General features: G+C 54.5%; 20 protein-coding genes. 6 read left to right on the top strand and 14 right to left on the bottom strand.

Features of this window, described 5'->3' with window-relative positions; all coding sequences use genetic code 11:
- Positions 1 to 8: 8 nt before the first annotated feature.
- The 11 genes from GOB81_RS09520 to GOB81_RS09570 form a co-directional block, all read right to left on the bottom strand.
- Positions 9 to 1,916, bottom strand: a complete 1,908-nt coding sequence (locus GOB81_RS09520) for a hypothetical protein (RefSeq protein ID WP_173570192.1) — start codon at positions 1,914 to 1,916, stop codon at positions 9 to 11.
- Positions 1,916 to 2,596 carry a hypothetical protein gene (locus tag GOB81_RS09525; RefSeq protein WP_173570193.1) on the bottom strand — a complete coding sequence of 227 codons (681 nt, stop codon included), beginning with the start codon at positions 2,594 to 2,596 and terminating at the stop codon, positions 1,916 to 1,918. Before GOB81_RS09525 ends, GOB81_RS09520 begins: the two co-directional genes overlap by 1 nt.
- Positions 2,596 to 2,979 carry a hypothetical protein gene (locus GOB81_RS09530; protein ID WP_173570194.1) on the bottom strand — a complete coding sequence of 128 codons (384 nt, stop codon included), beginning with the start codon at positions 2,977 to 2,979 and terminating at the stop codon, positions 2,596 to 2,598. Before GOB81_RS09530 ends, GOB81_RS09525 begins: the two co-directional genes overlap by 1 nt.
- A 59-nt stretch (positions 2,980 to 3,038) precedes the next feature.
- A complete protein-coding gene (locus tag GOB81_RS09535; RefSeq protein WP_173570195.1) occupies positions 3,039 to 4,406 on the bottom strand; it encodes a DUF4043 domain-containing protein in 1,368 nt (455 codons plus the stop codon).
- A gap of 12 nt (positions 4,407 to 4,418) precedes the next feature.
- Positions 4,419 to 4,991 carry a phage scaffolding protein gene (locus tag GOB81_RS09540; RefSeq protein WP_173570196.1) on the bottom strand — a complete coding sequence of 191 codons (573 nt, stop codon included), beginning with the start codon at positions 4,989 to 4,991 and terminating at the stop codon, positions 4,419 to 4,421.
- 24 nt (positions 4,992 to 5,015) lie between these two features.
- The gene (locus tag GOB81_RS09545; RefSeq protein WP_242010166.1) at positions 5,016 to 6,488 is read right to left on the bottom strand and encodes a phage portal protein; all 1,473 of its coding nucleotides are present in this window, start codon (positions 6,486 to 6,488) and stop codon (positions 5,016 to 5,018) included.
- A gap of 10 nt (positions 6,489 to 6,498) precedes the next feature.
- Entirely contained in the window at positions 6,499 to 7,386 is an 888-nt protein-coding gene (locus GOB81_RS09550; RefSeq protein ID WP_173570197.1) for a hypothetical protein, read from the bottom strand.
- A gap of 53 nt (positions 7,387 to 7,439) precedes the next feature.
- Positions 7,440 to 7,832 carry a Terminase-like domain protein gene (locus tag GOB81_RS09555; protein WP_173570198.1) on the bottom strand — a complete coding sequence of 131 codons (393 nt, stop codon included), beginning with the start codon at positions 7,830 to 7,832 and terminating at the stop codon, positions 7,440 to 7,442.
- Positions 7,833 to 7,836: 4 nt separating this feature from the next.
- Positions 7,837 to 8,229, bottom strand: coding sequence for a hypothetical protein (locus tag GOB81_RS09560; protein WP_173570199.1), 393 nt, complete (start codon positions 8,227 to 8,229; stop codon positions 7,837 to 7,839).
- Between the two features lie 99 nt (positions 8,230 to 8,328).
- Positions 8,329 to 8,610, bottom strand: coding sequence for a helix-turn-helix domain-containing protein (locus GOB81_RS09565; protein WP_173570200.1), 282 nt, complete (start codon positions 8,608 to 8,610; stop codon positions 8,329 to 8,331).
- A 63-nt stretch (positions 8,611 to 8,673) separates the two neighbouring features.
- On the bottom strand, positions 8,674 to 10,788 hold the full coding sequence (locus GOB81_RS09570; RefSeq protein WP_242010167.1) for a hypothetical protein: 2,115 nt from the start codon (positions 10,786 to 10,788) through the stop codon (positions 8,674 to 8,676).
- A gap of 322 nt (positions 10,789 to 11,110) precedes the next feature.
- Here GOB81_RS09570 and pheS point away from each other — a divergent pair, with 322 nt between their 5' ends.
- From pheS to GOB81_RS09600, 6 genes are all read left to right on the top strand, one after another.
- Positions 11,111 to 12,178, top strand: coding sequence for a phenylalanine--tRNA ligase subunit alpha (pheS, locus tag GOB81_RS09575; protein WP_173570201.1), 1,068 nt, complete (start codon positions 11,111 to 11,113; stop codon positions 12,176 to 12,178).
- A 3-nt stretch (positions 12,179 to 12,181) separates the two neighbouring features.
- Complete coding sequence (pheT, locus tag GOB81_RS09580) at positions 12,182 to 14,644, top strand: phenylalanine--tRNA ligase subunit beta (RefSeq protein ID WP_173570202.1); 2,463 nt, start codon at positions 12,182 to 12,184, stop codon at positions 14,642 to 14,644.
- Positions 14,645 to 14,693: 49 nt separating this feature from the next.
- Positions 14,694 to 15,842, top strand: coding sequence for an ATP phosphoribosyltransferase regulatory subunit (locus GOB81_RS09585; protein ID WP_173570203.1), 1,149 nt, complete (start codon positions 14,694 to 14,696; stop codon positions 15,840 to 15,842).
- Between the two features lie 52 nt (positions 15,843 to 15,894).
- Complete coding sequence (locus tag GOB81_RS09590) at positions 15,895 to 17,184, top strand: adenylosuccinate synthase (protein ID WP_173570204.1); 1,290 nt, start codon at positions 15,895 to 15,897, stop codon at positions 17,182 to 17,184.
- A gap of 83 nt (positions 17,185 to 17,267) precedes the next feature.
- Entirely contained in the window at positions 17,268 to 19,244 is a 1,977-nt protein-coding gene (locus tag GOB81_RS09595; RefSeq protein WP_173570205.1) for a protein kinase family protein, read from the top strand.
- Entirely contained in the window at positions 19,244 to 19,732 is a 489-nt protein-coding gene (locus GOB81_RS09600; protein ID WP_173570206.1) for a hypothetical protein, read from the top strand. The genes GOB81_RS09595 and GOB81_RS09600 overlap by 1 nt, the downstream gene beginning before the upstream one ends.
- Before the next feature lie 11 nt (positions 19,733 to 19,743).
- Here the strand turns inward: GOB81_RS09600 and GOB81_RS09605 are convergent, their stop codons facing one another.
- The 3 genes from GOB81_RS09605 to GOB81_RS09615 all read right to left on the bottom strand — a co-directional run bounded on the left by GOB81_RS09605 (position 19,744) and on the right by GOB81_RS09615 (position 23,371).
- Entirely contained in the window at positions 19,744 to 20,679 is a 936-nt protein-coding gene (locus tag GOB81_RS09605; protein ID WP_173570324.1) for a Tim44 domain-containing protein, read from the bottom strand.
- An 86-nt stretch (positions 20,680 to 20,765) separates the two neighbouring features.
- Positions 20,766 to 22,109, bottom strand: a complete 1,344-nt coding sequence (locus GOB81_RS09610) for a TldD/PmbA family protein (protein WP_173570207.1) — start codon at positions 22,107 to 22,109, stop codon at positions 20,766 to 20,768.
- Positions 22,106 to 23,371 (bottom strand): M16 family metallopeptidase, encoded by a 1,266-nt coding sequence (locus GOB81_RS09615; RefSeq protein ID WP_173570208.1) that lies wholly within the window; start codon positions 23,369 to 23,371, stop codon positions 22,106 to 22,108. The genes GOB81_RS09610 and GOB81_RS09615 overlap by 4 nt, the downstream gene beginning before the upstream one ends.
- Positions 23,372 to 23,388 lie beyond the last annotated feature (17 nt).

Here is a 23,388-nt window from a genome sequence, read left to right on the forward strand (position 1 = left end):
AATATTATTCAATTAAAAATCTCAAAATCTGAAATGCTTGATAAGATAGAATTTACTGCGTTAATTCTATCTATTTCAGGCTTGTTTTGCGAATAAGTGGGAGAAATCCAGCTGCCTTCGACGAAATTATTCCATGAAAATATGAGGCCTATATTGGAAGGACAACTATCATTGTCTATAATAAAATTTTCAAGCATTTTTATGTGAGATACTAATTCCTCAGATTGAGGTTGTTCATAGAATCCGCCAGTTGTTTCACCACCGATCAAGGGGAAAAGTGGTTGAGGATTATCAATTAAAGGTCGACGATCCCAGCCTGCCATTGCTGTCGGAATAATAGGAAAACCTGTTTGTGATGCTTTTTTCCATGCTATTTCGCATGCATGCGTGAGCTTTGTATAGCTTGTGTCACCAGATGGAATGGAAGATATTTTTTGAAAACTGATAGAATCAAAATCTATTCCCGAATTGGCTACATCAAAAAAATATTCGTAATTTATGCTGTCTATAAGTATTGTTATATATAGATTAGGTAAATTGGATTTTTTGCATGCGTTTCTTAAATTGGTAATATATTTATTAATTATATTAAGGGAGATTTGCGTGGAATTCAAGACTATAAAATATAAATATTCACCTAAAGAGGTTTTTATATAATTATCGTTTTCTAATAATGTTAAGTCTGTTTCAATTATTTTATCGTTTGTTGATAAGGATTCTATGATAGAGTAAGGTGTGGAAAGGCAGAATTTTATCTTATTTTCCACTTGGCTATTAATATAAAAATTAATCGCATCAGTGAGCCAGTTGTCTATGGAAAACCTATTGAAAACCCAAAATGATATGCCGGAGTCAATTGCATAATTTATCTCTGCATCCATTACGTCTTGCGTAATCACACTCCAGGAGAGACTGGTGCTATCAGTTATTTGAGCAGTCAGAGGTAATCTATCACTCCATTGAGCATTACTGAGTGCTGCTGCACATTGTTTTTCAACATCGGTTGTCATACCGTACCAAGCGTCAAATCTTAAGGCACCAATCATAGGTGGCGTAAGAGTTTTGGCACCCTTTAAGCCAATTTGCATTAATGAATTAACCTCTCCTCCTGGCCAAAGAACGGGAGGAGTCAACATGGTTTCTATGATTGAAAATTCTATATTCCAGATTAAATCAACTCTATAGGTATTAGCATTCAGATTAGTATCATTGATTTCACGATTTAAAAAAGATATTGCGCCATGATCAAAACTGGGTGTTGATAATTCATCGGAAGATAAAAGGGCATCCATGACGGCATTTTCTATTTTATCTCGTTGTATGATCGATGGCGAAAAAATAGAGACGCAAATTGCAATACTTGATCGTGATAGTTCCCTATAAAGTTGTATGTTTTTAGCGCAGCGACCAATGATTTTACTATCGTTGTCTAAACTAATTTTTGATCCACTACAGTCGGGAGACAACAAGCTTACACTGTTAATGAGTTTACATATGTTTTGGGTGATCAGTTCTGCCGTGTATCCGATCTGTACAGGTACAGGATAGGCTGTTCCATCAATGATAACCCCAGCAACTCCGGAAGTATAAGCAGTTCCCAGAAAAGTTACAGCATTCGATGCCTCTGATGCATCCGTAACCTGGAGGCCAAAGTTTGTATCATCTTCCAAGGTTTGCCAGCGGCGGTTATATCTTGTGGTGTTTTTTGCTGACCCGCTTTTCTGGTTAATAGCCACCCATGATGTCCCAGGTGAAGACATCATGTCTTTGCCGAGTTCTGTTTCCTGAGGCCATCCACGACAGATCTTTACATTTTGATTGATTGAGGATTCTCCATACACGGTAAGATTATCCGGATAAATATAGCGAGATATTTCCGTCGCTATTTTTTCCTCAATGTCAGCTATACTCGCCATCAGGTTTGATCCGCTGTTGCCGTCAGGTGTAGGCCGAATGTCGTTATTTCTACTGTGGATACATGGTAGCAATTATTGGAGCTATCTTGTATTCTTAGGCCTTGGTGAATGGTAATCTCCGGAATTGCGGGCATGAGAATCTCCCATGTTCCCACTGATACATCTGTTCCTAAATGGGAGAGTGAGCGGCCAGAGCTTCCGGCTTGAAGCATTGAAACTCGCCAGCCCGAGGCAATAGGAGAATCTTTTTCCCATACGGGCCCTTCAGGGGGCCGATAGCCTAGGCTACTGTCATCTGTAGAAAGATCTGATTCCAGAAAAGAGATGGTGGTGTTGGTTTGTACTATAAGAAGTGGTTTCCACGGTTCAAAGCGTGCAACAAAAAACATATCTTGAATCAGGTTAGGAATATTATCGTCAATATTTACGAGTAAATAATCTCCAGTCTCTATGCTGGTCGTATCAATAGCTGCATATGCAAACTTATGTCCCCATGAAAGGGGAGTAGTGCCAGAAAAAGACGCTGATGAATCAATGAGGCACTTGAGTTGAGCGATAGCGTCTGATGTTGTCGGCATGATGCTGGTCGCGGGGCGTAGTTGAGTGACTGTTACACCTGTTACAGTAGCCGCTTTTTGCAGACCATATGCCACTTTTTGTTGTAGTTTATCGACGTCCATCAGACTGCCAGATTGATTGTGGATGAAACGCAACCAGGTCCTGGCGGGATGCCGATAAATCGAACCAATTCCATCCGCTGTTGCCGGAAGAGTTTGATTCGATCCGAAACTTCGTTTTGGTTATGAGTCCAGACTGCAGCTTTATCCGTATCAAGGTTATCGGCAGCCTGAGATGGTCCCAGTTCGAGCGTTGTTAAAGTGCTGAGCATGGTCCGAACAACAGTAATTTCTTCAGGAGCAAAATTGTTCAAACGGTATTCAAGAATGCCATAATGTGAGAAATAAAGCCATGTATTTGCTAAATTGCTATTTCCATATGCTGGATACCAGCAATAGCGTCTTATATTGACTTTTTCGACTTCCGTCAGGGCGTCTTCGGACATGCTTAAATGTATCGCTTCAATGTGTGTGACCCGGTTCCCCGGGTCACAGTGTCTGAATATTAGAGGCTTTCGATAACGACGCCGCGTTTCAAATAGCTGTTTGTAGAGGTAGGAATGATAGACGGATTGACTGTAGCGTCCGTGGGAAGAGCAAAGCCGCCAATCCAGTACCAAGACTGGGCAATGATCTGCTTGAGACGATCCAGAGGTTCACGGGTAATCATCATGATGCCATCAACGTTTTCGACCAGAGCTCGATCGCTGTCCGGAATATCGATGGCGCCTGTGTAATCGCCTTCGATCAGAGCGCCCTGACCACAAACAATTGCACGATGAATGACCCCAGTACCGAGGGAAGCCTGTAGCGGAGCTTCGGTCGTGGGAATGAAACGCACACCAAGAAGTTCAACAACAGAGCCTGCGCGATACGTTTCACTGCCATAAGCACCGCGATAGAGATATTTGAAATCTCCGTCACGGAAGAGACCAAGCATTTGCTGGTCATCGAGGTAACAGTGATAAGCGCCGTCGATCGTGGGCACGTTGTTCATGCGGAGCGCCGCCACGGCCGCCAGAACAGTCTGAATGCCAAGTGTGTCACCCGCCACGTAATTGCTGGAGCCATAATTGCCCTCTGGGGCAACGAGCTGTGCTGTCGTCAGGCGATTGTTCGGACGAAGGACAAGGGGGGCCGTCGAGGCGACAGCGGCATTGCCTTCAGTGCCATCGCTGACTGAAACCGACGTGGAGAATGTGAGAACGCCTGAGCCACCAAGCGGTGCGGTGGACGTGTTCACGGTATCGTAAGTGACGCCGATGAGGGTGTAGGCATTGCTGCCCACCGTAACCGTCATGCCGGTCGATTGCGCTACGGACACGACCTGCCCCGTAGCATTGAGAACGCGATCAAAACCACGAACATCATCTACGGCAATCTGCGTGCTGGCCGCACTCAGAGAGGTCGTGACACGGGTGTTGCCCCCCATATAGCCACCAACGCCGCCTGCTGGGCCTGCAAACAGGGTGTTGCGCGCGATACGATCCAGCGACTGAAGGGCCTGGATACCGTTGGTGTTGGCATTAGCGAGAAACTGATCGCTGATGCCAACGCCTTCGCTGACAACGTTCAGATCAATCGTATCACCATACTGGTTGATCGTCAGAGTGTACTGTTCAACAGACCATGTCGAAGGAGTCAGGCCGTTATCAAAATTCGTATTCTGGGATGGTGACATCGGCGTTGTCACCGGAGCTTTCAGGCCTTTACGTGTTTTCGTGATCGTTTCACCAATACGATTTGGGAAAATCTCGCGGTCAGCAATTGCCCGGAATGCAATACGCGACTGAAGACCTGCTGAAAATTCTCGGGCGAGATATCCCTCTTGAATAATCGGCTGAAGCTGTGAAGGAAAATTATCAATTGCCAATTTATAGTGTCCTTAGTTGTAGCGACGAGAGTAAGAAGGCGCGACTTTTTTCAGCGAGCGTCGATATTCGGATTCAGACATATCCTTGACTGGCATCGAGGCATTCGCCTTGGCGCGTGGGGCAGGCGAGGGGCGTGCCGTCCCATTCATCTTGCTGCCGTTTTGCGAACCAGGAAAAAGAAAGGGCTTTCTGGCTTTCAGATCTGAAAATGCATCGTCTACACCAGTAACATCCCCATTCTCGTCGAAAGCGATTCCGGACGTATCGAGTAGGGGCAGGCAATCAAGATCAACGAGACCAGAAGCCACAGCAGAAGTACGGATTGCAGCAGTCTTTTTGATCCCTGCAATCTGTTCCGCCTGTTTCTGTGAAATCTCAGCGGCTTCCGAACGCATTCTTGACAGTTCATCTTCTACGGCTGCGGCATGTGCCCTTGCTTCGGCGAGATCGGCCTGAACCTGAATCAGTTGACCAGAGAAAGCATCCGCCACACTATCTGCCGCAGAGCGCGGGGTGCTCGCCGCATCATTCACGGTTGCGGGCCGTTCGTCCTGTGCACGAACGGAGTTTGAAGTTAATTCCATTTAGACTCCACGCAGATGAGCGATTTATGATTTGTTTTTCTGTTGGGTTTCTTGAAAATCGTTGTCATCTAATATTTTTTTGAGTTCTTCAGCGATATGCTGAACATGCGTAGCGGGCTTCATCATCCTGACGGCAGTATCGAGAGAAACTGCTCCAGCAGATTTTGCTGCCTGCACCGCATTGGCGATAGTTTGCATGTCTCCAAATGTCGGTTCAAACCATGCAGGCCATACAAGAGAAATATTTTCGGGAACGACTGGGCCATACATTTTGCCCCCAATTTGCAGTTCCGGGACTTTCTGGGTGATGCGGCATATCAGCTTGATCACTGATACAAGTCCAAGATCGCCATATGAGCGTCGCAACCGTCCAACAAGCCAGGTCAGGCCAAGGCACATCAGTTCCATGGCGCGACCCGATTGAGCTGCGCTGACCCGATCCCCGTGGGTGCGATTACCGTGCATGGCTTCCAGAGCCAGCGATCTCAACGCCTGCCACATATTGAGCGCAGCAGCTGCGCCCGTTCCATTGATTTCCAGAAGCTTTGCCTCACTTCCTTGCGGAAGGGCGATAGCGTGTGATGCATCTTTGGTCAGGGATGAAGCGATTCCCCCGGGAAACTGATATTCATCGACGGAAAGAACCATTGTCGGATCAGAAGAATAACGCAGACCTCTGACTGTCTGGGAGAGGAGATAATCGGAGTCGATCATAGCATCGATGCCGGCAGAAAAAGTGCACTTCCCATCCGGCGCATTTGGATCCATGTTTGGGAGATTCCTGATCCACACGATAGGCACTACGCCCAGTCCGTGATGGACAGTTCGTTCCTCGTCCCGCTGGAGACAAATTTTCTTTTGACCGAAACCTTCTACTGGAACAGGTTCATACCAGATCGTTTCGTTTTCCGTGAAATCCCTTGTAAACCAGTAATTTCCATCAGGAAACGAACCAAATCCGGCCTTTTCAAGACCATCAGCATCGACAATATACTGCTCTCTCACCCTTATGAGGCGTCTGGGGTCTAAAAGAGAAAAGCTGGGCTCAAGAAAGCAACTGCGCTTTATTTCCAGGACCAGTTCATTATCTATGGCCTGAACGAGAATAGCTACTGACCCGATTGATCCCATGACGGCAGCCTGCTCCATCAAAGAGGGCAGATTGAGGTCGAGACAGATTTTCCTTATTTTCTCTTCTTTTTCGACATTTTCTTCGTTATTCTCTCCTTGAATGGAAATACTGGGCCAGTGTGAGGCACTGAATAAAAGAGAAACAGAATCTTCCACAACGACATTACATAAATGAGTGCGAATGGAAGGACGTCGCTGATTGATGGGTATATACGTGCCGTCGGGAGAGCATGTTTTGAAAAAGGGATATCTGATGTGATCATAGAGTGTGCCATTCAGAACCTTTTCCAGAGCAAGAAGATTTCTGGTTCTTTCTGAATAGGAAGAGGGAAGAAACATACTTTTCTTAAGTTCGGACCAGTCCATGAATATTACCTTATCTGTCTAATATGGTGTTGATTTCTGGTTCAAAAGATTTTTTAAAAAATCTAAAATATAAATAATAACCGCTGGCGTCGACGAGATGATCATATCCTTTGCTTTTGTCGGGCTCCGATGTTCCATCCTGGTAAGCATATCGTTCATAGCTTTCTATGCTGCGAATGCAGAGCGGTGATACGAATGCGGACCGTTTTCCGAGTGAATTCTCGAACATTGAATTCATGAAATTAAGCCTGTCACGTACTCTCGGGGACTGTTTTTTCGTCTGAACATGAAATCCGTAAGACAGAAGAATAGATATATCCGTTCTTCCTGAGGCGCATGTTCGGCGTGATTGCCCAGCCGGATCCGGATAGATGGTTATGTTCTGGCCCGACGTAGAAAATTCTCCAGAAAAATCATTTTTTTTGCTGCCATATTTTTTGAGTATTTCTTTTGAAATTTCATCCGTATTTGATGTCGGTATTATAATTTCATCAATTTGGATTGTTATAATATCTCCATCTTCATGAATGTGTTCCTGCCAAACGGTTGCGGACATAGGGTTGATATTGAAATCCATCCCAATATGCACAGCAAGATCCGGATTGTATTGAACATTGTGGATCGATTTTTCGCGAGAAAAAGCATAGAGGCATTTTCCAGAGAAACTTTCAAATGATGCTTCATATTCTTGTCTGTAAAGACGCGAATCTAGACTTTTTCGTGCATTATTAAGTTCTTCGTCGGAAACATTTCCTCCTTCGCGAGTTGTGTAGGCGCATGACCACCACCCTTTTTCATGTGTATTTCCGGCAATTCCCTTGAGGTATAGATCGTAGAAATGGTCTTTCCCTTTTGGGGTGCCTATGAAAAGTGCATGTCCTTCTGTCGTTGACAACATAGGGCGGATAACTTCACTCCAGGCCAGAGGGGATGTATCTGCCCACTCATCTCCTAAAAAAAAAACAGACCGCTTCCCCGTAGGGAATCATAATTTTCAAGACCTACGACACGCACAATGTGTCTGTTTGGACCTACTGTCAGCGAGAGATCTGTTTCTCGTGGCGAATGGCAAAGCCATTTTTCTGGAATTGCAGCTTTGAGTTTGGGCCAGAATATTTTTTTCGCCTGTTTGTAAGTAGGAGCCGCGTACCATATTTCATTATCGGAAGAAACATTGTTCATCACAGCCATTTTTATGGAACGCCTGACTTCTTCTATGGCTTCAAATGTTTTTCCAAACCGCCTGCCACAAACGGCCACACGAAATCTGGCATGTGATTGCCAGCCCTGATTATAAATCTCCATCTGGGGCTGGGTCAGGGCATCTCTTTGTTTGATTGGCATGGTGTTAGGTTTTTTTGTTCTTTTTCAACGGGGGAGGAGGATCTGATATGATTTCTGACCGTAATTTAGAGGTTTTATCTTCACTGATATTCAGAGTAGAGATGAGAAAATCAGATTTTTCTGCTCGTGCTAATCGGTTTGAATGTTCTCTCAGCAGCGTAGTCATGAGGCGTGTATCGGGAATGCGATCTATGATGGGTGTGCCGCGGTCATCAGTTACTATTTTCCCTTTTTCTGTTCTTCGAATGCGCGGTACCCCGCCAAAGGCGAGGTCATGAATGGCTGCAGTCATTTCATCATGGAAAAATGTCCTCGCGATCGTCAGTCTTTGCCGTTCATCAGGTTGTTTTTTTAGGTAGTAGTAAAGATCACTCAGGGGTCTGTTGACCAGACGCATGCAATGCGAACTATTGCCTGTTCTTGATACACAGTCGCATAAGTCAATAAATTCGGCCGTAGTCATCGGTTTTTGTTTTTTTTTCATAAAGATGATCGTTTAAATAGGCCGTTTTGTATTTCTATTGTGTTTCAACTGAATGGCTCCCCAGGAAATCGGGTTGCCTGCGCGCAGAGGTTCCCATCCGGCTTCCTTTCTTCTTTCAGTAGCCTGTCGCATGGATCCGGAGGATGTCGCGAGTTGCATGGAGAGTCTGTGAATATAGCTACGACTTGCTCCAGTAATTTTAGCAATATCTCGAATTGATAATCCTTTTTTCTGATAGTTGGCTAATTTTTGTTTGATTTCAAGCGCGTAGAGTTCATTGAATTTTTTAGCCATAATAAATCCGCACAATAAATAGAGTGTATTATTTTTATATATTTGACGTTATGGTAAAATAACTTAGTGTTTGGCAGTTGAGCCGAGAGCATCTGTCCATTGTGTGCCATTCCACCAGACTGGAATACCTGTCTGGCTGGATGAATTTGCTGAAGAATAGCAGTCGGAGCAATAACGCTGATCGCCAGAAGTGGCACCGCTGGCTGGCAGTGTGCTGTATGTATTATTGGGGGCGTTTATAGCGCCGTTAGAATGTAATCCGACATCAAGCACCAGAAAACTTTTGTCTGCGGTACTGTTTCCGACCACATGCAGACTGCCATCGGTATTGGCATAAATATAGCCCTCCTGCGTATCTGATGTGTCTGTCAGAACAAGGGATTTTCCGTCATGAATTGTCAGATTGGCGCTTGCATGTGGTGCACCCGCATGATCCACATCGAAGCCACATCCACTATAGCCACAAAGAGCAATCCCATTGGGATAACTGGAAGGATTCAGTTCAAGATGCTCCTGAACCGTACCATCCATGGCTAATTGGCGAATGTCATTATGACCATCGACCTGAAGACCAATGCTCGTGGTAAAATCATTGTAATTGTTTTGGTTATTCGTATCGTCAATGTTGCGGGTATTCCAGATCGTCAGACGCATGTTGTGGGAAGAGGCAGGCCAGCTTGTGTCGGCATCCCATCCCGGACGATTGGACTGGGCAAAATCTGCCACGACTTTCGTCGAACCAGCCGTGTAGGCGGGGCCGCCATATCCTGCTGATGCGAAAGAATGAGAGGCGACATTCATGGAATACCATTCGCCCTCCAGCATAAGCGTATTGGCATTTCCTCCTGCAAGGTTCATGTCATAGCTGTCGAGGGTCGGCGACGTCGTGCCACTGTAGGCGACCGTGATGCCATGCATGTAACCAGTTTCGCCGGACGTATCATCGTTCCAGAGATCGTATTCAATGCCCTCACAACTGCGGAGCTGGTTATCTATTTTGCCGGTAGGGTCGTTGATGTCTCCTGGAGAGGCATTCGGCGTTGGCCCGGGAAGATAGCAGATGACGTTGTTGGCAAAGCTTTTTGTGTAAACACCAAACATAATCGCGGGATCACCGAAATCGGACCATACCGTATCCACAGCGGCCGTCGTGCCGTCGAGGCTCGTTGTACCTGGAATCTCGCTGCTCAGGCTAAGATTGGGGAAATCAGTCGTCTGATTGAAGGCTCGCCAGCCATCTGTGGTGACGGAATTCACAAGACCCGTGGTGCTGTCTGTTCCATAACCCGTCATTGTGCCAACGTAAGTCGCCATCTTGTGCGTTGTCGGATCTTCTCCAATCTCATTGGTGACCATGCGGGCATGAGGATGATTTATAATCCAGTCCGACCACGTCTGCGGAAGCGGATTGGAAAATGTTGCTCCCCATCCGGTAAAGGTTGGAATATGCGTCAGACCGTCTGGTGCCGTGACAGCGCTTCCGGTCGTCGTGAAAACGGGTGAGCTGGGACCGGCATAAGTATACCGTGCGACGGCATCGTAATTGTCGTAGCTTGCGGTGCTGCTGGCTCCTCCGGGGCCGACACCCGCAATTGAACCGCGCATGTTTTCGGATTGCATGAACACGCCCTCAACAATGCCCATATTACCTTCGCCATACGGGATGTTGTGGACGAAGAGCGGTACGCCGTCGAATTCCTGTGACCCACCGAGACGCAGGTGAGTTGGTGGCATGTAATCATCGACATAAGCGTTGCCAGATGAGTCATAGCCCATTGTCCATCGCAGATTGAAAGCAGCCTGCGGGTTGCCGTACTGTGTTCCCGTGCCGGAATTCGTTGTCCATGTGATGGGATCGTTCCAGCCAATTGTAGAAGACGTGCTGGAGGCGGATGTGGTCGTTGAAACTGGGGATGTAATATTGCCGCTGGAATCAAGAACAGCCAGTCCTCCGGCAACCCCCATGAGAGAGGACTGGATCGCCCCGATCGCGAGCGAATAGGCCATGCTCGCCGTCGAGGACGTCGATGTGAGGCTGGTGCTGTTCTTCTGTGTTGTTGTGGCAAGCTGGGCCAGTGTTTTACCCGTGCCGCTGACGATCGCGCTGCCGTTGATCTGGGTCACGTTCAGTGCCGTGTCGGCATGGGCGGGGAAACACAGTGCTGCAGTAAGAGCCAAAGCGCCGCCTGTCGCCAGTTTCCGACAACAGGACGGCAGGAATGTCGTTTGAAAACAACGTGAAGTATTCAAATGAATGGGTATCATCTTGTTCCGTTGGAGGAAAATGCAGGCGTGAAAAAGCAAATGGTCAGTGTGTAAATTCAGAACTTGCTCGAATGAGGCAGATATTAACGTGTCCCTACTTGCGACGCGTTGACGGGACACGTGTCGGACGGCAGGTTTTCCCGGTTCGGGCTTTTCTCCACCCGCCAAAGCGGGTATCCGCCCTGTTCAAATGGTTCCGCTCCGGCGGAAGGGCACGAAACGCGGACGAGGTCACATGAGCGACGATGTTGATACACTCCGACAGGAGTGCCTTGCGGCCCTTGCGGACGCCACGGACCAGCGTGCATGGGACGCTATCCGTGTCTCGTTCCTCGGAAAGTCAGGCCGGCTGACAGGGCTGCTCAAACAGCTCGGGCGCATGGACGCTGAAGAACGCAAGGTGCGCGGAGCGCAGCTTAATCGTCTCCGCGACGAACTGACCCGCGCGATTGATGACCGTGGCCGCGAGATCGAGACCGCTGCGCTTGACGCCCGCCTCGCCGCCGAACGTGTGGATGTCTCCGTACCTGTGGTCGAGATGCCGCGGGGAGGGATTCACCCCGTCAGTCAGGCTGTCGAGGAAATCACCGCCATCTTCGGTGCCATGGGTTTTACCGTCGCCGAAGGTCCAGACATCGAAACCGATTGGCACAATTTTTCCGCGCTCAACACGCCGGAACACCACGCTGCCCGCACCGACCACGACACTTTCTATCTGCCACCAGAAGGTGACGGCAGTAACCGTGTCCTGCGTACTCAGACATCAGGCGTGCAGATCCGCACCATGCTCGGCCAGAAGCCGCCGATCCGCATCATCGCACCGGGCCGTACCTATCGCGCTGACCACGACGCCACCCATTCGCCGATGTTCCATCAGTGCGAAGGTCTGGTTATCGATCAGGGCATCACTCTCGGCCACCTCAAGGGCACGCTGATCGAGTTCCTGCGCGTCTTCTTCGGCAAGCCTGACCTGCCCGTGCGTTTCCGTGCTTCCTATTTTCCCTTCACCGAGCCTTCGATGGAGGTCGATATCGGCTGGTCCCGTAAGACCGGGGAAATCGGGGGAGGGGAGGACTGGCTGGAAGTCCTTGGCTCCGGAATGGTCCACCCACGCGTGCTGGCTAACTGCGGCCTGAACCCGGAAGAGTGGCAGGGCTTCGCCTTTGGTATGGGCATCGAGAGACTGTCCATGCTCAAGAACGGCATCCCCGATCTCCGCTCCTTCTATGAGAGCGATGTCCGCTGGCTCACCCATTACGGGACCGATCCGCTCGCGCCCGCCCTGCTGCACGAGGGAGTCTGATCCATGAAGTTCACTTTATCCTGGCTCCACGACCATCTCGAAACCTCCGCCACGCTGGAGGAAATCTGCGCCGCCCTGAACCGCATCGGCCTTGAGGTCGAAGGCGTCGAACAGCGCGGTGCCGCCGTCGCGCCGTTCCTGACCGCCCGTATCCTGTCCGCCGTCCAGCATCCGAACGCCGACCGCCTGCGTGTTTGCCGCGTCGATGCCGGTCCGGGTTTCAATGATGTGCAGGTGGTCTGCGGCGCACCGAATGCCCGTGAAGGCATCGCCGTCATCTTCGCACCGCCGGGCACCCATGTTCCCGGTCTGGACATCACCATCAAGGAAGGCAAGATCCGTGGTGAGGCCAGCGGCGGCATGCTCTGCTCGCTCCGTGAGCTCGGGCTCGGCGCGGAATCCGACGGCATCGCCGAACTGCCTGAGGACACGTTCCCCGGCCAGTCCTATGCCGATTTCGCAGGCCTCGACGACACCATCATCGAAATCGCCATCACCCCGAACCGTGGTGATGCGCTGGCCGTGCACGGCATTGCCCGCGACCTCGCCGCCGCCGGTCTGGGTAAGCTGAAGCCGTTCCTCGCCGATACGGTGGATGGCACTTTCCCGTCCCCGATCAAATGGGCGGATACCTACACCGAAGCCTGTCCGTGGGTGCTTGGACGCACCATCCGTGGCGTGAAGAACGGTCCCAGCCCGCAATGGCTGCGTGACAAGCTGGAAGCCGTCGGCCTGCGCTCCATCTCCACGCTGGTCGATATCACTAACCTGTTCACCATCGACCTCGGACGTCCGCTGCACGTCTTCGATGCCGCTCGTATTAAGGGCGACACGCTCACTGTCTGCCGGGGTGGCAAGGAGACAATGCGTGCCCTCGATGGCAAGGACTACATCGTCACATCCGAAGATTGCGTGATCGCTGACGGTGCGGGCGTGCAGTCCATCGCTGGCATCATGGGCGGCGAGGCAACTGAAGTCACGGACGCCACAACCGACGTGTTCGTCGAATGCGCCTTGTTCGACCCGATCCGTATCGCTCTGACTGGCCGTCGCCTCGGCATCAATTCCGACGCCCGCTACCGGTTCGAGCGCGGTGTGGATCAGGCCATGCCAGTGACGGCCCTCGAAGCTGCGACGCGCATGATCATGGATCTGTGCGGCGGCGAGGCAAGCGATGTCGTTTCGGCTGGGACTCAGCCGCACTGGCAGCGTACCGCGAAACTGCGTTTCAAGCGGGTCGCCTCCTTCGGCGGTCTCAACGTGCCTGCCGAGGACTGTGTGACAATCCTCGGACATCTCGGGTTTGAGACGAAAACGCGTGACGAGCATAGCGTCACCGTCGACGTTCCGTCTTGGCGTAATGACGTGGCCCAGCCGGTCGTGCTCGATCCGTCGGCGGATCTGTCGGCCGAACGTTGCATGGAACTGGAGAACGTCGTCGCTCGTATCGAGCCGGAATGTGATCTGATCGAGGAAATCCTCCGCATCAAAGGACTCAATCAGGTGCCGCCGGTGCCCCTGCCAGTTCGCTCGGTGGTTCCCGGCGTGGCGCTCACACCGGGGCGCACCCGTCTGGCCCGGGCCCGGCGTGTCCTGACGGCGCGTGGGTTGATGGAGACCGTCGGCTTCTCTTTCATTGCGTACGATGAGGCGAAGAAATTCGGCGAGGCTCCCGAAACGTTGCGCCTGCTGAACCCCATCGCCGCAGACCTTGACCAGATGCGTCCCACACCGGTGCCGAATCTGCTGGCAGCGGCCCGCCGTAATGCCGCGCGTGGATGGCCCGATCTGGCTCTGTTCGAAATCGGCGCGGCCTTCACGCCCGAAGGTCAGACAACAATCGCCGCAGGGTTGCGTGCCGGTCGTACGCCGCGTCAGCCGGGCCTGTCCGCGGCCCCCATGACCTTTGCTGCGGCCAAGGCTGACGCGCTGGATGTGCTGACCTCCCTCGGCGTGCCGGTGGAAGCTCTGACTGTGACCGTGGACGCACCGGGCTACTATCATCCGGGCCGGTCCGGGGTACTGCGACAGGGACCAAAGAACGTGCTCGCCATGTTCGGTGAACTGCATCCCTCCGTCCTGCAGGAAGCTGGTTTCGACGCGCCTGTCGTGGTGTGCGAGGTGTTTCTCGATCGCATTCCCGAGCCGAAGCGGCGCAAGAAGTCAGCCCCAAAGCTGTCGCCTTTCCAGCCCGTGCGGCGCGATTTCGCATTCCTTGTTGCACATGATGTGCCAGCGGAGGCAGTTCTCCGCGCTGCCCGGGGGGCTGAGCGCAATCTGATCACTGGCGTGTCGCTCTTCGATATCTATGAAGGTGACAAACTGCCGGAAGGTCAGAAATCGGTTGGCATCGAGATCATCATTCAGCCGAATGATACCAGTCTGACGGATGCGCAACTGGAAACCGTCTCGGATAAGGTCGTTGCCGCCGTCGCCAAGGCCACCGGCGCTGCTCTGCGATCATGAAGAGGAAACTCCACATGACGTGGCACCGCCGCGATGATATGAGCGCATCATGACGTGCGATCAGCTTCCTTCACCGGCTCTCCTGCCGCCCGGCTTTATTGACCTCCTTCCGGTCGATGCCCAGGCCGAGGCGAATGGCACGCAGGCCCTTCTGTCCGTCTTCGCAAGCCACGGCTACGAACGGGTCGCGCCCCCGTTGCTGGAGTTCGAGGACACGCTGCTCGGTGGGGCGGGGGCGGCACTGGCCGATCAGGCGTTCCGTCTGATGGACCCTGATACGCGCCGGATGATGGCCCTGCGTCCGGATATCACGCCGCAAATCGCCCGTATCGCCGCCACCCGTCTGCGCGCCACCTCGCGCCCGCTGCGTCTGTCCTATGCGGGTCAGACCGTTCTGGTCGGCAATGGCACTGCGGGTCAGAACGAACGCCAGATCGGGCAGGCGGGTATCGAACTGATCGGTCCCGATAGCGCCCACGCGGACGCCGAAGTGATCGGCGTCGTCGCCGAGGCACTGGCCCGGGTAGGCATTACCGATCTTTCCTTCGATCTCACCATGCCGCCGCTTGTGCCATCCCTTATCGGGCAGGCCGGTCTTCCGCCGACTGCGGCGACGGCGCTCATGCACGCTCTCGACCGCAAGGACGCCGCCGCCGTCGCCGAGCATGGCGGGTCGATCGCCGACACGCTGATCAAGCTGCTGAGTGCTGCCGGAGAAGCCGATCAGGCGCTGGCCGCCTTGCAGGCAGCCGATCTGCCAGAGGTAGCGCGGTCTTTCAGCGAGCGTCTCATGCAATCCGCCGCCGCAATCCGCGCCCGCGTTCCGGGCTGTCAGGTCACGATCGATCCCGTCGAATTTCGGGGCTGGAAATATCATACGGGCGTCTGCGTCTCGGTTTATGCGCTCGGCTCGCAGGAAGAACTGGGGCGTGGCGGTCGCTATCTGTGCAATGACGATGAGCCCGCCTGTGGCCTGACCCTGCGGCCCAACGCTGTCTTCCGTGCGGCTCCACGCGGACCACATCCCCCGCGGGTCTATCTGCCGTTCGGCACTGACGAGGCTGTCGGACGCATTCTCCGCGAGCAGGGGCATGTCACCGTCGCGGGGCTGCAATTCCATGCCAGCGAGGAAGACGAAGCCCGTCGTCTCGCCTGTTCTTTCCTGAGTCGGAACGGCACACTCGTTCCTGTCACCTGATTCCTGCGAGGGCGAAAGCCCTGCTGTTCATCACCATCGGAGAAGCTGCGTCATGTCCAATGTCACCGTAATCGGGACCCAGTGGGGCGATGAGGGCAAAGGCAAGATCGTCGACTGGCTGGCCAGCCGCGCCGATGTCGTCGTGCGCTTTCAGGGCGGCCATAACGCCGGTCACACGCTGGTGGTGGGCGATCAGGTCTACAAGCTGTCCTTGCTCCCGTCCGGCCTCGTGCGGGGCAAGATGGGCGTGATCGGCAACGGCGTTGTCGTCGATCCTCAGGCGCTTCTGGCCGAGATCGGGCGCGTGGTCGCACAGGGCCTGAACGTCTCGCCAGACACCCTGAAGGTCGCGGAAAACGTGCCGCTGATCCTGCCGCTGCATGGCGCGCTTGACCGGGCCCGCGAGGCGGCGCGTGGCGACCGCAAGATCGGCACGACCGGTCGCGGCATCGGTCCTGCTTATGAGGATAAGGTGGCCCGTCGCGCCATCCGCCTGTGCGATCTGGCCGAGCCGGAAACGCTGGACTGGAAGATCGACGAACTGCTCCTCCATCACAACACCCTGCTTGCCGGTCTCGGAGCCCAGACCTTCGAAAAGGCCGAGGTGTTGGCCTTCCTGAACGATATCGCTCCGAAAGTTCTGCCTTACATGACGCCCGTCGCGGATCTGCTTGAGGCCGAGCGGAAGGCAGGCAAGAAGATCCTGTTCGAAGGCGCGCAGGCCGTCATGCTGGATGTCGATCACGGAACCTACCCGTTCGTGACGAGTTCCAACACGGTCGCCTCGAATGCGGGTACCGGCTCCGGCATGGGTCCCGCTGCCGCAGGCTTCGTTCTGGGTATCGCCAAGGCTTATACAACCCGCGTAGGCGAAGGGCCGTTCCCTTCCGAACTGTTCGACGAAACGGGGCGCACTCTTGGCGAACGCGGGCATGAATTCGGCACGGTTACCGGTCGCCCGCGTCGTTGTGGCTGGTTTGACGCCGTGCTGGTGCGTCATGCTGTGCAGGTTGGCGGCGTCAACGGTCTGGCGCTGACCAAGCTGGATGTGCTCGACGGTCTGGATGAGTTGCGTGTCTGTGTCGGTTATGAACTGGATGGCGAGATCATCAAACGGTTCCCGGCAGGTCCGGCCGCGCAGACCCGGGTCAAGCCGGTATATGAGACACTGGAAGGCTGGGGCGAGTCCACGAAGGGTGCCCGCAGCTGGGCCGAACTTCCTGCGCAGGCCATCAAATATGTTCGCCGTATCGAGGAACTCGTTGAAGCGCCCGTCACCCTGCTGTCCACCAGCCCCGAGAGGGATGACACCATTCTGATGCGCGACCCGTTCGACGCCTGATTCGGTTGATTCTCAAGTCATAAGCAGTCCGTTAATGGCTGCACGCTATCCTTTGCGCATTCACCAGTGCGTAAAGGACCAGCATGGCCGAAGGGGAAGAGTTCGGGCAGTCTGAAACAACGGACAGCCAGGCCATCACGATTGATGGGCGCTACGTCATCAATCTTGCGCAGCGGTTGCCTGATTTCGCAAATGTCCCCGCCTATGGGGCGCGAGACAGCATGTCGCCCACCACCGAGATGCTCGCTCTCGCGCCGGAAACTTTCGTGCCCGCGCGAGCGAACGCCGCCAGTTTTATCCAGATCCGTTCGCCGTATCTGCTGCCTGTCAGAAGCGTCAGCGATGTATCAGGCTCCGTCTGGATTCTGTGTGATTCCCCTCCGGGCATACCGTTGACGGAAACCAGTGGCTGGACCGAAGCCTCTGTCATCGATCGTGTGATCGTGCCACTTGCCAACGTCCTGCACACCTATCACGAGGCCGGACTGACGCACCGTGCCATCAGGCCGGATAATGTTTTCGATCCGGGAGGCAAGTCTCCTGCCTGTCTCGGACCAGCTCTTGCTTCGCCTCCGGCATATTATCAGCCCGATCGTTTCGAGCCGCTCACCTCCGCCATCTGCCCCCCCGCAGCCCGTGGGAATGGGTCTATCGCGGATGATGTGTTCTCCCTCGGTGCGCTGGCCGTCTGGTTGCTGGGCGGCTGTGAGCCTTATCAGAAGGAAGCATCGGGTGTTCATCTGGAAGATCGCATCCAGAAGGGAAGTTTTGCCGTTCTGGCATCTCAACTCTCCCTTTCTCCCGATGTCTTGCAGCTTCTCGCAGCCATGCTGTCTGACAATCCTACCCTGCGCCCCACGCCACGCGATCTGCTCAATGCCGCTGGCCACAAGGGATTTGTGGTCAGGCAGTCGCCCGTTGCGACGGCCGCTCTCCTGCTCGGTTCGGCCCGCATCCGTACTGGGCGGGCCCTTGCGTGGTATGCCGTCCATCACCGACAGGAATTTGTCGGGCTCTTCGTCCGTGGCGTGGTTGAGCGATGGCTGTCCTATGAACTGGGACTGACTCAGGCGACTTCTCGTTTGTCGCAACTGCCAAAAGACGCAGCTCTCGGCGAATCAGGCAATCCGGCTTCCGCTGCGGTGTTCATGGAAATCATCGCGACGATTGATCCCACCATGCCGCTTTTCTGGAATGGCATGTGGCTCTGGCCGGATGCGATGGGGCAGATCCTGACGACATATATGTCCGGGAGCAGTGGCTTCCCGACTGATCCGACTCCCATAGCCTTTGATCTGCTGCGTAGTGGAAAAATCGAAAAATTTGCCCAGATAACGGCAATCCCGGGACAGGCGGCAGCCTGTCGTCTGGCCCAGAAGGCCGTGCATCAGGTCGATGTCAGCAAGCCCACTGATGTGGTGCGGCTACCCTATATCCTGAATCCCCTACAGGCCTGTCTTTCACCTCGCTGCGTGAGCAGGCGTTTTTCAGTGCCGCTGGCACTTCTGCAATGGCTGAACACCAATCCGGAGAGCGCACAGGGGGCGAACGCCACGGCGCTTCTGGATATCCACATGACAAGCTTTCTGGTTATGTCCGCCGTGCGTAATCGACTTATCGATCATTTTACTGATCTCATGATTGCCAGAAATACCTGGTTTCTGGACCTGCTTCTTCTCGCAAAATTGCAACATCTTTACATGACGGGGATGCTCGCAGGGATCGGGCGCAAATTGCTGCCTCACCTCTCGCCGGAACTCAAGAAATGGCGGAGCCGTAGTAGCCGGACGGAGAGGGGGGAACGGCTGGCCACAGCCGCGACTGTGGGTGATCTCGGTCTGATGTACGAGCTTCTGCATGACGTGCAGGGACTGAAACAGGATCAGCTTGCCTGGAGCGCCGCCCAGCAGCAGACCGCACAACTGGAAAATGAACGGACCCAGCTCCAGCATGCCAAGCTGGAGCTGCAACCCGCTGTGCAGAATGAAATGATCAGTCTTGCGACTGCTGTTGGCGTGGTCTGCGCCATAGGTTCGCTTTGCGCGGAGATGGTATTCTGATGGCTGCCACCACTACAAAAACGCAGGGCAAAACGGCGTCACTTTCCCGGTGGATACAGGGATTGCTGTGTGGAGCGGCACTCGCCTGGATGCCGGGCTATGCGCTGCTCGTGGGCGTCATGATGCTGCCGATGATCGCTGTCTACATGATGGACAGCCGACGGGGTGAGGCATCAGCAAGAATGATGATGCCCTACACCTTCGCGGCTCTTGTGCATCCGTTCCACCAGTTATGGGGAGCGGATGGCACCATAGATGCCTCAGTCATGATTCTGATGAACCCCGTAACCTGCATCATTGGATGGTGTGCGGCCGGTGGCGGCTGGTTCGTGCTGGAACTGGCGCTCTTTGGCGTCAAAGTGCTGCGGCAGTTTCAGGTGAAAAAGCGAAAAAGAGAGATCGAAAAAAGCCTGAAGGCTCTTGCCGAAGAATGGGATGAAAACGCTGTGACTGTCGACGAAGCAGCCCCGGTTGCTGCTTCGTCGTAAGACAACTTTTCTCAGCGAGTCTGCTGGATCGCTGAGAGCAGCCACGCTCCCCCTGCCGACGGCCGGACGAATGTCCAGAGTTCAGTGACCACAACCGGGTCAGCCGAACTACCGCTGACAACACGGCCTGTCATATCGGTGGTCAGGTCGATCAGGCTGTAGCGCATCGCCACAGTGGCATAATCGTAGCCGCTCTCAGACCATGCTTCCGACAGATCGCCCTGAATGAAGCGTACATCCGAAACCACATTGCGTTCGCCCCGGCTCGCCAGACCGGCCAGTTCCTGATTGAAGTAGCTGACCATCTCCGGCGTCGCCATGCCTTGCAATGCCGGAATATTCTGTTGGGTCCACGCTGCCTGAACATTCAGCAGAAGCCGCTGGAATGCCTGATAGTCCTGCGGACTGATTGCGAGAGTGGCCTGACCCCCGCGCGAGACGCCGCCCGTTCCGCCAGCACCGGACGGTGCAAATATCGATCCGTTTGAACCAGCCCTACGATTGCGGGCAAACAGGCCAAACAGCCAACGCACGACGAAGACGCCAAGAGCGATCTGAATCAGCAGCCCAAAAAAGCCGAACAGCCCGTGAACTCCACCCATGAACCCATGGCCGGAGAGCAGGCCAAACACGCCCGCACCGAGCATGCCGCCCACAAATCCTGTCAGGAATGGATGACGCGACTGTCCCCGCATCATCCCATTATTGTAGGGAGTTGCTCCATAGTTCTGGCCATAACCCGGCGTTTGCTGACGCGGTGCGATGGAGCGGTCCATAGGAGCGGCACTGTAAGGCGATGTGCGCGTGGGAGCGGGTGCGGACCATGTCCGGCTTCCACGACTTCCCATGGAACCACCTTCGCCCGGCCGAGCGTTAGCGACACCCGCAGCAGAGGAGAGGGAAAGAGCAACGACCAGCGCGGAGAGCAAAACGGGACGACGTTTCAGGACGGGCAGGGGAGCCTCCAGAATTCAGTGGGCAACGCACAAAACCCGGAAGAGGCTTCGTGTAAACGACAGGCTACGACATTTTCTCAGTTTCCAGCGATACTCATTCCATCAATGCGAATTGTGGGTGAGTCGGAACCGAACCGGAATGTCAGGTCACTGGCCACCTGTAGCCGACCGAACATGTCCAGAAGATTGCCGGCAACTGTGAACTCGGCAATCGGTTCGGCAAGCTGGCCGTTACGGATCATGAAACCGGAGGCTCCACGGCTGTAATCACCCGTGATGCCGTTGACCGCCGATCCCATCATTTCCGTCAGGTAAACACCTTCGGCAATGTCGGCGATCAGTGCTTCCGGCGAAATATCGCCCGCCGCGAAATACAGGTTCGAAGCGCCGGGCGAGGGCGGGGAGGATGTGCCCCGGCTGGCACGCCCGTTTGTCGTCAGGCCAAGCTGTCGGGCACTCCGGCAGTCCAGAAGCCAGTCCTGCAACACGCCGTCCGCCACCAGTTCCAGCGGCTGACCCGCGATGCCTTCACCGTCGAACGGCTTTGAGCGCAGTCCCCGAACGCGACGCGGATCGTCGATCACACGGATGCCAGATGGAAACACTCGCTGGCCCATCTTCTCTTTCAGGAAAGACGTGCCACGAGCGATGGCGATGCCATTGATCGCACCGCTCAGGTGACCGAGCAGCCCGTTGGCCACGCGCGGTGCATAGACTGCGGGCATCACGCCCGTTCGTGGCTGAGTTGGCTTCAGGCGTGCGACAGCGTTACGCCCCGCCTGAGCGCCAATGACCGCGCCATCTTCAAGGTCAGACAGATGGACGGTGGAATGAAAATCCCAGTCCCTCTGCATACCCGTGCCTTCACCGGCCAGAGCGCTCATGGAAACCGAATGGCGCGTGCGGGCGTAATAGCCCGCCACGCCAGCGGAACTCGCCAGTGCCACGCTGCTGCGTCCCCATGTGGCGCTGGCCCCAGCGGAGTTACTCACTCCCTGAATCGCGCGGGCGGCGTCCTCCGTCCTGCGGGCACGGTCCAGCAACTGAGCCGCATCGGGTTCAGCCGTATCCACCAGATCAAGCTGATTGTCGGTCAGCCGCCCGATAAGCGGAACGGCTTCCGGCAATCCTGCATTGGCATCTGCCGGAAGAACCTGCGCCATAGCCAGAGCCTGCTCGACCAGTGCGTCGAAACGGGCCGTATCGAGTGTCGAGGTCGAAACGATCGCTGACTGTTTGCCGATGAAAACGCGCAGACCCAGATCCGTCGTTTCCGAACGTTCCAGCTCTTCCGTCACGCCATTACGCACGCTGACGCCGAGCGACGTGCTGCCGACACACACGACGTCCGCCGCGTCCGCGCCCTTGAGTCTTGCGCGTTCGGCCAGTTCGCAGGCCAGATCGAGAGAGGGGAATGTCATGCCGCAAGCTGTCCCTGAAGGGTGTCAAGCATCATCACGCCATCGACCGGTCCGATCGAGGCCAGCGTCGGCTGACCGCCAAAGACCTTTGCGGCCACGCGGCAGATATCCGCAGGTGTGACTGCATCGATCTTCGCGACCGTTTCCGCGATGGGGATCAGTCGTCCGAAAATCTGGAGCTGACGGGCGATCTGCTCACAGCGGCTGCCGGTGCTTTCCAGAGACATCAGCAGCGACGATTTGAGCTGCGCACGGGCGCGAGCCAGTTCTTCCATGCTGATCGACTGCTGAACCTTCTGAAGTTCTCCCAGCGTGACCGGCAGAAGTTCACGGGCTTCCTCCGCGCCGGTCCCGGCATAAATGCCGAACAGACCGCCATCGAGGAACGGCGTGGTGAAGGAATACACCGAATAGACCAGCCCGCGTTTCTCGCGGATTTCCTGAAACAGCCGCGAGGACATGCCGCCACCGAGCAGGGTGGAGAGCAGCAGGATCGCATGATAGTCAGGATCGCCGTAGCGGACGCCCGGAAAGCCCAGCAGGATGTGAGCCTGATCCAGTTCCTTGCCGAGACGGAATTCGCCACCGGTGTAACGACCGGGCAGCCGATCCGGCACGGCACCGGTGGGCAGATCGGCGAAATGACGCGCGACCATCTCCACGACAGCATCGTGATGAAGATTGCCTGCCGCCGCGACGATGATGTTCTGCGTCGTGTAATGCGTCCGCATGTAGGACATCAGCGTTTCACGGCTCATCTGGCGGATCAGGTCATCCGTACCGAGCGTCGGGAGGCCCATAGGCTGACCACTGAACGCCGTTTCCTGAAAATGGTCGAAGATGATGTCGTCCGGCGTGTCGTTGGCCTGACCGATCTCCTGAAGAATGACCCCGCGCTCACGCTCGACTTCTTCCGGCAGAAAGGTCGAATGCGTCAGGATATCGCCGATGATATCGACCCCAAGCGGCAGGTCTTCCTTCAGCAGCTTGACGTAATAGGCTGTCTGTTCACGCGCCGTATAGGCGTTGATATGGCCGCCCACATTCTCGATTTCCTCCGCAATTCCGGCGGCGGAGCGCGAGTCGGTGCCCTTGAACGCCATATGTTCGAGAAAATGCGAGACGCCGTTTTCTTCAGGACGCTCGTTCCGGGTGCCGGTGGCGACATAAGCCCCAAATGACACGGTTTCAACCCGGTCCATGCGTTCAGTGACGACCGTCAGGCCGGAGGGAAGGCGTGTCTGCTGGATGGGATCAGTCATGAGAGTCCTGAAAGGAG

Source organism: Acetobacter conturbans (assembly GCF_011516755.1).
In the GTDB taxonomy this organism is placed as follows: domain Bacteria; phylum Pseudomonadota; class Alphaproteobacteria; order Acetobacterales; family Acetobacteraceae; genus Acetobacter; species Acetobacter conturbans.